16 protein-coding genes are annotated in these 12311 nt (G+C 55.7%); 13 read left to right on the top strand and 3 right to left on the bottom strand.

All coding sequences use genetic code 11. From position 1 onward, the window contains the following. Positions 1 to 129 precede the first annotated feature (129 nt). A complete protein-coding gene (locus tag WG622_RS17775; protein ID WP_209355413.1) occupies positions 130 to 345 on the top strand; it encodes a DUF1127 domain-containing protein in 216 nt (71 codons plus the stop codon). Positions 346 to 407: 62 nt separating this feature from the next. On the opposite strand, the gene WG622_RS17770 is transcribed toward WG622_RS17775, so the two are convergent. Further along, positions 408 to 899, bottom strand: coding sequence for a ricin-type beta-trefoil lectin domain protein (locus WG622_RS17770; protein ID WP_339404740.1), 492 nt, complete (start codon positions 897 to 899; stop codon positions 408 to 410). A 225-nt stretch (positions 900 to 1124) separates the two neighbouring features. Here WG622_RS17770 and rplO point away from each other — a divergent pair, with 225 nt between their 5' ends. From rplO to rplQ, 11 genes are all read left to right on the top strand, one after another. Continuing rightward, the gene (gene rplO, locus WG622_RS17765; protein WP_339404739.1) at positions 1125 to 1598 is read left to right on the top strand and encodes a 50S ribosomal protein L15; all 474 of its coding nucleotides are present in this window, start codon (positions 1125 to 1127) and stop codon (positions 1596 to 1598) included. A gap of 106 nt (positions 1599 to 1704) precedes the next feature. Then, complete coding sequence (secY, locus tag WG622_RS17760; RefSeq protein WP_339404738.1) at positions 1705 to 3066, top strand: preprotein translocase subunit SecY; 1362 nt, start codon at positions 1705 to 1707, stop codon at positions 3064 to 3066. Then, the gene (locus WG622_RS17755) at positions 3063 to 3638 is read left to right on the top strand and encodes an adenylate kinase (RefSeq protein ID WP_339404737.1); all 576 of its coding nucleotides are present in this window, start codon (positions 3063 to 3065) and stop codon (positions 3636 to 3638) included. The genes secY and WG622_RS17755 overlap by 4 nt, the downstream gene beginning before the upstream one ends. A 154-nt stretch (positions 3639 to 3792) precedes the next feature. Continuing rightward, a complete protein-coding gene (locus tag WG622_RS17750) occupies positions 3793 to 4377 on the top strand; it encodes a YceI family protein (RefSeq protein WP_339404736.1) in 585 nt (194 codons plus the stop codon). A gap of 61 nt (positions 4378 to 4438) precedes the next feature. Beyond that, complete coding sequence (locus tag WG622_RS17745) at positions 4439 to 4813, top strand: c-type cytochrome (RefSeq protein ID WP_339404735.1); 375 nt, start codon at positions 4439 to 4441, stop codon at positions 4811 to 4813. A 24-nt stretch (positions 4814 to 4837) separates the two neighbouring features. Continuing rightward, entirely contained in the window at positions 4838 to 5374 is a 537-nt protein-coding gene (locus WG622_RS17740; protein ID WP_339404734.1) for an RNA polymerase sigma factor, read from the top strand. Beyond that, positions 5364 to 6104, top strand: a complete 741-nt coding sequence (locus WG622_RS17735) for an anti-sigma factor (protein ID WP_339404733.1) — start codon at positions 5364 to 5366, stop codon at positions 6102 to 6104. The genes WG622_RS17740 and WG622_RS17735 overlap by 11 nt, the downstream gene beginning before the upstream one ends. A 248-nt stretch (positions 6105 to 6352) precedes the next feature. Further along, positions 6353 to 6721: a 30S ribosomal protein S13 gene (gene rpsM / locus WG622_RS17730; RefSeq protein WP_209355422.1), complete on the top strand. Its 369-nt coding sequence runs from the start codon at positions 6353 to 6355 to the stop codon at positions 6719 to 6721. A 15-nt stretch (positions 6722 to 6736) separates the two neighbouring features. Continuing rightward, on the top strand, positions 6737 to 7126 hold the full coding sequence (gene rpsK, locus WG622_RS17725; RefSeq protein WP_209355423.1) for a 30S ribosomal protein S11: 390 nt from the start codon (positions 6737 to 6739) through the stop codon (positions 7124 to 7126). 112 nt (positions 7127 to 7238) lie between these two features. Further along, on the top strand, positions 7239 to 8255 hold the full coding sequence (locus WG622_RS17720; protein ID WP_209355424.1) for a DNA-directed RNA polymerase subunit alpha: 1017 nt from the start codon (positions 7239 to 7241) through the stop codon (positions 8253 to 8255). 166 nt (positions 8256 to 8421) lie between these two features. Continuing rightward, entirely contained in the window at positions 8422 to 8841 is a 420-nt protein-coding gene (gene rplQ / locus WG622_RS17715) for a 50S ribosomal protein L17 (RefSeq protein WP_209355425.1), read from the top strand. Positions 8842 to 8890: 49 nt separating this feature from the next. On the opposite strand, the gene WG622_RS17710 is transcribed toward rplQ, so the two are convergent. Further along, positions 8891 to 9280, bottom strand: a complete 390-nt coding sequence (locus tag WG622_RS17710; protein WP_339404732.1) for a thiol-disulfide oxidoreductase DCC family protein — start codon at positions 9278 to 9280, stop codon at positions 8891 to 8893. Positions 9281 to 9445: 165 nt separating this feature from the next. Here WG622_RS17710 and WG622_RS17705 point away from each other — a divergent pair, with 165 nt between their 5' ends. Then, a complete protein-coding gene (locus WG622_RS17705) occupies positions 9446 to 10495 on the top strand; it encodes a TauD/TfdA family dioxygenase (RefSeq protein ID WP_339404731.1) in 1050 nt (349 codons plus the stop codon). Here WG622_RS17705 and WG622_RS17700 read toward each other — a convergent pair. After that, a complete protein-coding gene (locus tag WG622_RS17700; protein WP_339404730.1) occupies positions 10477 to 12123 on the bottom strand; it encodes an acyl-CoA synthetase in 1647 nt (548 codons plus the stop codon). The genes WG622_RS17705 and WG622_RS17700 overlap by 19 nt on opposite strands. Positions 12124 to 12311: the final 188 nt, after the last annotated feature.

Below are 12311 nucleotides of genomic sequence, written 5' to 3'. Positions count from 1 at the left end.
TTCTGCATAGTGCTACAGCGGGAATGTGCGTTGTTTGGGCGCTAACATGGCGCTATCTGAAGCGTGTCAAAAGGACAAACACAAGATTGCCGGAAAATACGTTCCGGTCCGAAATTAAAGGAAAATATCATGGCACAGGCCATCACAAACATCGAAACGGATTTTGGCTTTGCACGTCGCGTGCAGGCTTTCATTGCAACCTATCGCGAAGCACGCCTTGAGCAGCAGAAGTTCAATGAAACTTTCCGCGAGCTCAACGGTCTGAGCGACCGCGAACTGGCCGACATCGGCATCCGTCGGGGCGACATCGAAGACATCGCCCGCGCACATGTTGCAGGCAAGTAAAACCACCACTCACGGTTCAAAGAACGCTCTCAAATCTTGAGGGCGTTTTTTTGTGCCTCGGCTTATTCTGAAAGATAGACCCAGGTCTTTAGGTCGACAGGAGTTGTTTCGCAGTCCGCCAGTACAAGATCGCGCGCGACAAACGGCCCCGCACGCCGGCTTTCAGGGGCGCTCGCGAGGCATAGTTCCGGGACGGCGGCCAGCCGCAGTTCCGCCGTGTCTGACCAGGTAAAAACCTGTCCCGCGCCACCGGTGCAACGTGTCAGCGCAAATCCGTTTGCAACATCAAGGCAAAGGTCGTCAAAAGTGGCGGATTTGATCTGCCCTTGATCGGCATACATGAACTGAACATCCCCGCCGCGCGGTTTGCAGGAATGCAAATGCGCGCGATCAGACAGGCCGCGGCCAACTGTATCCAAACAATATCCCAGCGCGTCAGGCTCATCCAAATTGTCGGCCAGAAATAATACCGGCGCAGGCGTCTGCAGCGCTGGAATCTCGGCTAAAGCTGCTACCGGCAACAAGGCGCATAGGGCGATTGAAACTGCTTTCATGTCGATCTCCTCTGATGGTCAGAGATTAAACGGCGCACGCGTCAATTTCCGTCGCGCGACCTGTGGCTTATGGGCGGTTCCAATAAAGCAGCCCACGCTTGCATTGGTCAAAACGAAGGTCTATACGCCCCCGGTGGCGAGTCTCGTCACAGAATCAACAATCAAGAAAAGCCGTGTTTGGCCCGCTTACGCTTCAGGGGTCAGTTCCGGCAAAGGAGAAGCGATATGAAACTGCACGAGTTGCGCGACAACCCAGGTGCCGCCAAGAAACGTATGCGCGTTGGCCGTGGTCCGGGTTCCGGCAAAGGTAAAATGGGTGGCCGTGGTATCAAAGGCCAAAAATCCCGTTCCGGTGTTGCAATCAACGGTTACGAAGGCGGCCAAATGCCTTTGTATCAACGTCTGCCTAAGCGTGGCTTCAACAAGCCAAACCGCAAGGCATTCGCTGTTGTAAACCTGGGCCTGATCCAGAAATTCATCGACGACAAGAAACTGGACGCATCCGCGACCATCACCGAAGAAGCTCTGGTTGCTTCCGGTCTGGTCCGCCGCGTGAAAGACGGCGTTCGCGTTCTGGCGAAGGGCGAGATTTCCGCGAAAGTTACTATCGAAGTGACCGGCGCATCCAAATCTGCCGTTGAAGCTGTTGAAAAAGCGGGTGGCTCTCTGACAGTCACATCCGCGGCAGCAGCTGAATAAGAGGTTGTGAGCGGGCAATTGACCGCTTACATAGTCCTCTGAGTTTTCTTAGACGCCGCCAGAGCCGAAAGCTCTTGGCGGCGTTCGCATTCAAAGAGAGATCCTAATGGTATCTGCAGCAGAGCAAATGGCGGCGAACACCAGTTGGTCCGCATTGGGCAAAGCGACTGATCTTCGCAACCGCATCTTTTTCACCATCGGGCTGTTGATCGTTTATCGTCTCGGCACCTTTATTCCGGTGCCTGGTATCGACTCGATCGCGCTTCGTGAATTCATGGAACAGGCCGCTGGCGGTATCGGTGGTATCCTGACCATGTTCACCGGCGGCGCCTTGGGCCGGATGGGGATCTTTGCTCTGGGCATCATGCCTTACATTTCGGCCTCGATTATCGTTCAGCTTCTGACCTCGATGGTTCCAGCCCTGGAGCAATTGAAGAAAGAAGGCGAGCAGGGCCGTAAGAAAATCAACCAATACACCCGCTATGGTACGGTGTTCTTGGCGACGCTGCAGTCCTACGGTCTGGCTGTTTCCCTGCAGTCGGGTGAGCTTGTCACCAACCCAGGCGGCTTCTTTATCGTGTCCTGCATGGTCACGCTGGTTGGCGGCACCATGTTCCTGATGTGGTTGGGTGAGCAGATCACCGCGCGCGGCATCGGCAACGGTATCTCTCTGATCATCTTCGTGGGCATCATCGCCGAGATCCCAGCAGCCTTGGCGCAGTTCTTTGCCTCTGGTCGCTCTGGTGCGATCAGCCCTGCTGTGATCGTTGGCGTGATCGTCATGGTCGTCGCCACCATCGCCTTCGTGGTCTTCATGGAGCGCGCTTTGCGCAAAATCCACATCCAATACCCACGCCGTCAGGTCGGGATGAAGATGTATGACGGTGGCTCGTCCCACCTGCCTGTTAAGGTCAACCCATCAGGCGTTATCCCTGCGATCTTCGCGAGCTCTTTGCTGCTCTTGCCAACAACGATCTCGACGTTTTCTGGCAACAACACCGGCGTGATTATGTCGACCATTCTGGCCTATTTTGGCCCGGGTCAGCCGCTCTATCTGTTGTTCTTCGCTGGCATGATCGTTTTCTTCGCGTATTTCTACACCTTCAACGTCTCCTTCAAAGTCGATGACGTTGCGGACAACCTGAAGAACCAAAACGGCTTTATTCCTGGCATCCGTCCAGGCGCGAAAACGGCCGAGTATCTTGAGTATGTTGTGAACCGCGTCTTGGTTCTGGGTGCTGGCTACCTTGCGGCAGTTTGTCTCCTTCCAGAGATTCTCCGTGGCCAACTGGCAATTCCTTTCTATTTTGGCGGCACCTCCGTGCTGATCGTTGTCTCGGTCACCATGGACACCATTCAACAGGTCCAAAGCCACTTGCTGGCGCATCAATATGAAGGCCTGATCGAGAAATCACAGCTGCGCGGAAAAGGGAAACGACGCGGCAAAAAGGGAGCTGCTCGTCGATGAATATTATTCTGCTTGGCCCACCGGGCGCAGGTAAAGGGACCCAAGCGGGTCACCTGGTTGAAACCCGCGATATGATCCAACTGTCCACTGGCGACATGCTACGTGCCGCCAAGACGTCTGGTACCGAAATGGGCAAGCGCGTGGCCGAGGTAATGGACCGCGGCGAGCTGGTCACCGACGAAATCGTCATCGGCCTGATCCGCGAAAAGCTGGAAGGCGACAAAAAGGGCGGCTTCATCTTTGACGGCTTTCCTCGGACGCTCGCGCAAGCCGATGCGCTTGAGGCGCTGCTGAATGAGTTTGGCGAAAAGCTGGACGCAGTGATCGAGATGCAGGTTGAGGATGATGTCCTCGTGGAACGCATCGTAGGTCGCGCTCGTGACGCGGTTGCAGCCGGTGGAACTGCGCGGGCGGATGACAATGAGGAAAGCCTCAAGATCCGCCTGATGGAATACTACAAAAAGACCAGCCCGCTGATTGGCTACTACCACGCCAAGGGCGATCTGCAGTCCATCGATGGGCTTGCATCGATCGAAGAGGTTCAGGGCTCGATTGCCAAGATCCTCGGCTAAATCCAGCCAAAGAGATTTGGAAAAGCCCTCGGATTTCCGGGGGCTTTTTCTTTTTTCGAACTTTCTCAAAAAAGTTTTGAATAGTTTTCCGACCCGGCGCGTTGACCTCTCAGAACGGAATACGACGGAATACAAATCCTTGGGAGGAAACACCATGAAAAAACTGATGACAGCAGCCGTAGCAGCTGTGGTTCTGGCGGCACCGGCCTTTGCTGGGGGGCACGCAGCCTGGAAATCTGTTGGCGATGAAAGTCTGATCGCATTCGGCTCTGTAAAGAAGGATGTCGTGGGCGAAGTTCACACTTTTAGCGATGTTGCGGGCACCGTCAGCGACAGTGGCGACGTTGCGATTACCATCCAGTTGGGCTCTGTTGAAACCAATATCGACATCCGCAACGAGCGTATGATCGAACATGTCTTTAAGGGTATGGACGCTGTTGCCGAACTGAATGGCTCTGTCGATATGGATGACGTGAGCGAGCTTGCTGTCGGCGCGACCACCGTCACAGATTTCGAAGGCACGCTCAGTCTTGCAGGTGTCACCTCGGACATCGAAACCGAGCTTTTTGTTGCGCGCCTTTCTGAGGACCGCGTTCTGGTCACGACCTCTGACATCATCATGCTGTCCACCGCGGATATCGGCGTGAATGCAGGCGTCGATAAGCTGATGGAGCTGGCCAAGCTGCCGGGTATCACCCGCGTCAGCCCGGCGACCGTTCGCATGGTCTTTGAAAAGTAATCCCACCGTTCCGGGGTGTCGCGTCCCCATGAGGCACCCCGGGGCAAATTGGAGTATGACGATGAAGAAAATTGCACTTATGGCAGCGGCACTGGCCGCTCTGTCGACGGCAGCAATGGCTGAAGGCGATATCAAAGCGGGCAAGAAGGTCTTTAAGAAATGCAAGGCCTGCCACAGCCTAAAGCCAGCGGACAACAAAGTTGGACCAACGCTTTACAACATCATTGATGCAGCCTCTGGCGCGAACCCGGATTTTCGCTACTCCAAAGCGATGGCCGAGGCGGGTTTGACCTGGGACGTAGAAACGCTGTCGGCGTTTCTGACCAAGCCCAAGGATGTTGTGCCTCGAACCTCGATGGCGTTTTCAGGTCTGAAGAAGCCCGAGCAAGTTGACGATCTGATCGCCTATTTGCAGAGTGAAATGGAAACCGAGTAGTCCAAGGAAGCCTCTAACAGCGAAATGCTAAGATCTTTGCGTCGCCAGAACCCTCAAAAAGAGGTTCAAGCTGGATTGCCCGAGGTCTTCCCCCGTATCTGGCGCTATGCGTTTTCCCTCACAGGGTCCAGAGACGGCGCGGATGACCTCGCCCAGGCAGCCTGTCTGCGCGCGATTGAAAAGGCCAGCCAGTTCAAGGTGGGCTCGCATTTGGACCGTTGGATGTTTCGGATTACGCATAATCTTTGGATCAGTGAATTGCGCAAAGACAGGGTTCGCAAAGGAGGGGGGCTGCCGGTGATCGACGTATCCGAGATCCCCGACCCAGCGCAAAACCCGGAACGTGCTTACGATCGCAAAGAGGTGCTGAAATCTGTGCTAGGCTTGCCAGAGGCCCAGCGGGCCACGGTATTTCTGGTCTATGTCGAAGGCTACTCTTACAAGGCCGCGGCAGAAATACTAAATATACCCTTGGCAACGGTCATGAGCCGTCTTGCCACCGCACGCGCAAATTTGGGACGCAAGTTTCGCGACCACGAAGGATTGAGCAATGCAAGATAGACATTTCTCGGACGAAGAACTCGTCGCCTTTTTGGACGGCGAAGAGGATTACGCGCCCGTCGATGCGATCCGCGAGGCTTTGCGGACGGATCGCGCTCTGGCCGCACGTCTGGATGCGCTCAAACTGGATATGGACGCTCTGGCGGACAGTTTTGAGTTACTGCAGGCGCCGGATCTAGAGCTTGAGACGATGACACCCGCTGCACCGCGCCGCGCTTGGGGCGGGCTTGCTGTCGCGGCCAGCCTTGCACTGGCGATTGGATTTGGTGCGGGGTCGTGGAATGCGTCCAAGCCTCTTGAGGGCTGGGTGGCCTATGTGGCGGCCTATCAGGCGCTTTATACCCATGCGACGCTGGATCATATCGCGCAGACACCTGAACAGCATGCGACTGAACTGGATCGTGTATCTTCAGTGATCGGCAAGGACTTTGCACTCGATCAACTGACGGCCTTTCCCGAAGTGGACTACAAACGCGCGCAGGTGCTAGCCTTTGAAGGGCGTCCTTTGGTGCAATTGGCCTTCGCCAGCAAAACCGGGGTTCCGATTGCGTTGTGCATCATTCGGTCGGACGATCCCGAGATGGCTGCAGGGATGGTGGAAACAATGCGCCTTGAGGGCCTCAGCTCTGCCGTCTGGAGTCACGGGGACTATGAATACCTTCTGATCGGCGGCACCGAAGACGGATTGATCAAACGCATGGGGCAGGCCTTTCAATCCATGGAGATCTGACCTATCTGACTACAGAGCTTTGGTGAATTTTGCCGAGCGCAAGGAATAGGTTGATAAACGGTTGACCCAGCCTTGTTTCCCCCTTAAAGCAACCCATCTCCTTCGGAGAATCAAATTCGGCAACGTGGGTCGCTCCCACCGCGCAGAGCACCTCGATCAGCTATAGCCCGACGGTACAAACGCCTCGGGCTTATGTTGTGAAAAAAGGTTCTGGAGCTACGGAACCGCAACGAAAAGGAAAGACATACGTGGCACGTATTTCTGGCGTGAACATCCCGACGCATAAGCGCGTCCCGATCGCCCTCACTTATATCACCGGCATTGGCCATACTTCCGCGAAAGCGATCTGCGAAGCAGTCAACATCGACGAAACCCGTCGTGTGAACGAACTGTCTGACGCAGAGGTTCTGGCCATCCGCGAGCACATCGACGCAAACTACACCGTAGAAGGTGACCTGCGCCGCGAAGTGCAAATGAACATCAAACGCTTGATGGACCTGGGCTGCTACCGCGGTCTGCGTCACCGTCGTAACCTGCCGGTTCGCGGTCAGCGTACCCACACCAACGCTCGTACTCGCAAAGGCCCTGCAAAGGCCATTGCTGGTAAGAAGAAATAAGGGAGGGTCTGACCAATGGCACGTGATCGTCGCGTAACCAAGCGTAAGGAACGGAAAAACATCGCAGCAGGCGTTGCGCATGTGAACTCTTCCTTCAACAACACCAAGATCCTGATCTCTGACGTTCAGGGCAACGCAATTTCCTGGTCCTCTGCGGGCACCATGGGCTTTAAAGGCTCTCGTAAGTCTACGCCTTATGCCGCTCAGATGGCTGCGGAAGACGCGGGCAAAAAAGCACAAGAGCACGGCGTTAAGACCCTTGAGGTCGAAGTTCAGGGTCCAGGTTCTGGCCGTGAATCCGCACTGCGCGCTCTGGCTGCGATCGGTTTCAACATCACCTCGATCCGTGATGTGACCCCAATCGCGCACAACGGCTGCCGCCCACCAAAGCGTCGCCGCGTCTAATAGAACTACCCGCTGGGGCCCTGCAATTTTGCACGGCCCCAGTCCGTCATTTTGAAACCTCGGGCGTTTGACCCTGATTGATCATGGGGGTTGAACAAGAATGGAGGGACGCATGATCCACAAAAACTGGGCAGAACTTATCAAGCCAACCCAGCTTGAAGTTAAACCGGGCAATGACCCGATGCGCACGGCAACCGCCATCGCAGAACCTCTGGAGCGCGGTTTTGGCCTGACGCTCGGCAACGCGCTGCGCCGCGTTCTGATGAGCAGCCTGCAAGGCGCGGCCATCACCTCCGTTCAGATCGACAACGTTCTGCACGAGTTCTCGTCGGTCGCAGGCGTTCGCGAAGATGTCACCGACATCATCCTGAACCTCAAGCAGGTTGCTCTGCGCATGGAAGTCGAAGGCCCTAAGCGTCTGTCGATCAATGCCAAAGGCCCTGGTGCGGTGACTGCGGGTGATATCTCTGACTCGGCTGGCATCGAAGTTCTGAACAAAGAGCACGTTATCTGTCACCTCGATGACGGCGCGGATCTTTACATGGAACTGACCGTCAACACCGGCAAAGGCTATGTCTCTGCGGACAAAAACAAGCCCGAGGATGCACCAATTGGCCTGATGCCAATCGACGCGATTTATTCTCCGGTCAAGAAAGTGTCCTATGACGTTCAGCCGACCCGTGAAGGTCAGGTTCTGGATTATGACAAGCTGACGCTGAAAATCGAAACCGATGGCTCTATCACCCCTGAGGACGCGCTGGCATTCGCTGCTCGCATCCTGCAGGATCAGCTGTCTATCTTCGTGAACTTCGACGAACCAGAAGCCGCTGGCCGTCAGGACGAAGACGATGGTCTCGAGTTCAACCCGCTTCTGCTGAAGAAAGTGGACGAGCTGGAACTGTCCGTGCGTTCCGCAAACTGCCTGAAGAACGACAACATCGTTTACATCGGCGATCTGATCCAGAAGACCGAAGCAGAAATGCTGCGCACGCCGAACTTCGGCCGCAAGTCTCTGAACGAGATCAAAGAAGTGCTCTCTGGCATGGGTCTGCACCTCGGTATGGACGTGGACGACTGGCCACCAGACAACATCGAAGATCTGGCGAAGAAATTCGAAGACGCGTTTTAAGCGTCGCGAAACACGGGTAGGGCGGGCTTTAGCCCGCCACCCACCTCAAATGCCCGGACATCCGGGGAAGATATGGGCAATCCCGCCCCAAGGAGAGCTTCTCGCCACGCATGAGAAGCCAGACAAAGTACCGGCCAAGCAAGGCCACTGAAAAAGGAATGAAATTATGCGTCACGCACGTGGTTACCGCCGCCTGAACCGTACACACGAACACCGTAAAGCGATGTTCGCGAACATGGCGGGCTCTCTGATCGAACACGAACAGATCAAAACAACTCTGCCAAAAGCAAAAGAACTGCGCCCGATCGTTGAAAAACTGATCACCCTGGGCAAGCGCGGCGATCTGCACGCACGCCGTCAGGCAGCCGCTCAGCTGAAGCAAGACAAGCATGTTGCGAAACTGTTCGAAGTCCTCGGCCCACGTTTTGCTGAGCGTAAGGGTGGCTACATCCGCGTTCTGAAAGCGGGCTTCCGCTATGGCGACATGGCGCCAATGGCGATCATCGAATTCGTAGAGCGCGACGTTGATGCAAAAGGCGCAGCTGACAAAGCGCGTCTGGCCGAAGAAGAAGCGGCTGCAGAATAAGATTGAGATCCTTAGGATCTGTGGAAAGCCCGCCCAACCGGCGGGCTTTTCATTTTACACCGATCAAACCGCGCGCTTTGCGGCGCATGTGGCGATTGTAGATAATCCGCGCGACGATATTGGCGTATCCCCAGCTACAAATGTGATAAATGCCGGGCACACGGGTAATGCGCGCGGCGAGCCGGTATCTCGGCATCTGCTCCCAAAGGACAAGAAACGCATCCCATCCGACAAAAAGCTGCCCCTTGTGCATCACATGCAAAAGACGGGTCGCCTCATCCTCGGTGACGCCCCATTCCGCCAGATCGATTTGATTGAGGTCTTCAAAACCGACCGGCAGGTCACGTTGTTTCGAGTAGTCCTCATAGTGGCACATCTCGGCGCTACAGACCGGGCAATCGCCATTATAAAGCGCGCGGGTGTCGGGGGACTGGGACATGGTCTTTCTCCACCTGGTTCACCTCAGATATAGGTCGCAGCAATGGTGACGGCAACGCGCAAGGACGTCTTGCCGCATCTCCTCTGGTCTGAGACCCAGAAATTATTGCTCCACATCCTTTAGGCTTTTGTGCAGGTTAACGGCAGCCAGACATAGGACGCCCAAATGCCGCTTACTCTTCCAGAAAAAATCGAAGGCCCAGCCGCTTGGATCGGCGCCGATATGCAAAGCAAACAAGATGTCTGGCTCTATCACCTTTCTCCGACCGAGATCGCCGACATAGAGGCCGCAGCACGTCACTATCTGTCTTTGGGCCGCGATATCGGTGAAATCCGCCAAGAGGATTTTCCACTGCGGGTGTTTGACGCACATTTGGCCGCCCTGAAGCAAACCCTAATCAATGGCCACGGCTTCGAAGTCCTGCGGGGACTGCCGATAGAGCAATACACACAAGAAATGTGCGCCGCGATCTTCTGCGGGATTGGCGCGCATTTGGGCTCGGCTCGGTCTCAGAATGCGGATGGGCATATTTTGGGGCATGTGCGCAATATCGGCGCGGATCCAAATGACCCGAATTCACGCATCTACCAGACAGCAGCGCGTCAGACCTTTCACACAGACAGCGCCGATATCGTTGGGCTGATGTGTTTGCGCGAAGCCAAAGAGGGCGGGGACTCGCTCTTGGTCAGCGCGGAAAGCATCTACAACCGCATGCGCGCGGAACGTCCGGACCTGCTGAAGCTCTTGTTTGACCCGATCGCCACCGACCGCCGCGGAGAGGTGCCCGAGGGGATGGAGCCCTTTATGACCATCCCGCCGCTGATCTGGCATGAGGGCAAGCTGACCGTGTTTTATCAACGGCAATATATCGACAGCGCCCAGCGTTTCCCCGAGGCAATGCGTCTGACGCCGGCCCATATCGAGGCGCTGGATATGTTTGATGATCTGGCCAACGATCCAAGCCTTCACCTGACCATGCGCCTTGCGCCCGGAGATTTGCAGTTCGTCTATAACCACGCCCAGCTACATGACCGCACAGGTTTTACGGACTGGCCTGATCCCGCAGAAAGGCGTCATTTGTTTCGCCTGTGGCTGTCTCCGACCGGTGACCGTCCACTGCCAGAGGTTTTCAAACAGCGCTATGGCAGCATCGAGATTGGCAATCGCGGTGGGATCATCACCTCAAAGACTCGGCTTCACGCACCGCTCGATTGATCCGCCAAGAGTTTGCGCAGATCGCCTCTGATGATCTTGCTTGTGGTCGTCAGGGGCATCTGATCAATGAAATGCAGCTCGCGGGGATATTCGTAGGCGGCCAGTCGTGTCTTTACATAGTTGCTGATGTCCTGCGCCAGCTCGTCTGAGGGTGCATAGCCCTCGGCTAGTTGGACGAAACCGGTCACGATCTCTCCGCGCATCTCATCCGGTTTGCCGACCACGCCTGCCATGGCCACGGCTGGATGGGTCAGAAGACAATGCTCGATTTCTGCAGGGCCAATGCGATAGCCGCTCGAGTTGATCACATCATCATCGCGCCCAACAAAAGCAATGCGACCGGTGGATGTTTTGCGCCCCTGATCTCCGGTCAAAAGCCATTTCACGCCATTTACGGTCCGGAATTTCTCTGACGTGGCTTCGGGGCGGTTCCAATAGCGCAGAAACATCACCGGGTCAGGGAAGCGCACTGCGATATCGCCTTGTTCGTCGACCCCAAGCGGCTCGCCGGTTTCCGCGTCAAGCACGTCGACCTCGTGACCCGGGACAGCAAAGCCCATAACGCCGGGTTCGGGTCTTGCAAGATCCGCGCAAGACGACACGATCATGTTGCATTCGGTCTGCCCGTAAAACTCGTTGATCGTCACACCCAGCGCTTTTTGGCCCCACGCGATCAATTCTTCACCCAGAGCTTCGCCGCCGCTTGCGACAGAGCGCATCTTGATCCCGAATTTCTCGGCATCGGGATATTGGCGCATCATTTTGATCGCCGTTGGGGGGAGAAATGCATTTCGAATGCCCTGAGATTTGATCAAGTCAAACGCCGCCTCGGCACTGAATTTCTGGAACCGGCAGGCCACCACAGGCACCCCGTGGTGCAGAGCGGGTAAGAGCACGTCCAGCAGGCCTCCGATCCAGGCCCAATCGGCGGGCGTCCAGATTTTGTCACCCGGTTTTGGAAAGAAATCGTGGCTCATCTCAATCCCAGGCAGATGACCCAGCAAAACCCGATGCGCATGCAAAGCCCCTTTGGGGTTGCCTGTTGTACCCGAGGTATAGATCAGAACCGCAGGATCGTCGGCGCGGGAATTTACCGGTGGAAATGATGTGCGTTGCACTGCAGAGGCTTCGTGAAATCCGATAATATCTCCGTCGGGGCCGTCGATTGAAATGATCGTTTTCAAAGCGGGCAGATCTTGGCGAATGCTCGCAAGAATCTCGGCCATTTGCGCATTCGTAACGACGACCGAGGCCCCGGAATCCTTTAACCGATAGGCCAAAGCGTCCGGCCCAAATAGCGTAAACAAGGGCTGCGCAATCCCGCCCATCTTATAGATTGCGATGTGACTAACCGCGGCCTCAAGGCACTGTGGCAAAAGCACGCCAATCCGGTCGCCCTGCTGCGCGCATCTGGACAGAACATGCGCGAAGCGAGAGGACATTTGCCGCAGATCGTCGAAGGAATACTCGCGCGCCTCGCCCTCAGCATCGATGTCGATCAAGGCCAGCCGATCAGGCTCGACGCTTGCCCATTTGTCGCAAACGTCGACGCCAATATTATAGAACTCTGGCACGTTCCATTGAAACGCCTCGCGCGTCGCGGCGATCGTGGCTTCACGGTTTAGCATCTGATCCTCCCATTAAATGAACGAATGTTCATTTCTTCAAAAGTGAGCGAACATAGAAGGGCTGTCAAGCGCAGCCTGCCAATCGTCCAAAAGTTTATAGATCTAAGCATCACTCTAAGAGGCATTTTGGGGGAGACCCGTTGACCTGTTAGGGGCGGCGTTTAAAAGTCTCTTAGCCATTTGCCAAA

The sequence above is a fragment of the Cognatishimia coralii genome, assembly GCF_037478305.1.
GTDB classification, from domain to species: domain Bacteria; phylum Pseudomonadota; class Alphaproteobacteria; order Rhodobacterales; family Rhodobacteraceae; genus Cognatishimia; species Cognatishimia coralii.
The sequence above is the reverse complement of the archived record's forward strand: the minus strand, read 5'-3'. Positions and strand labels throughout refer to the sequence as shown.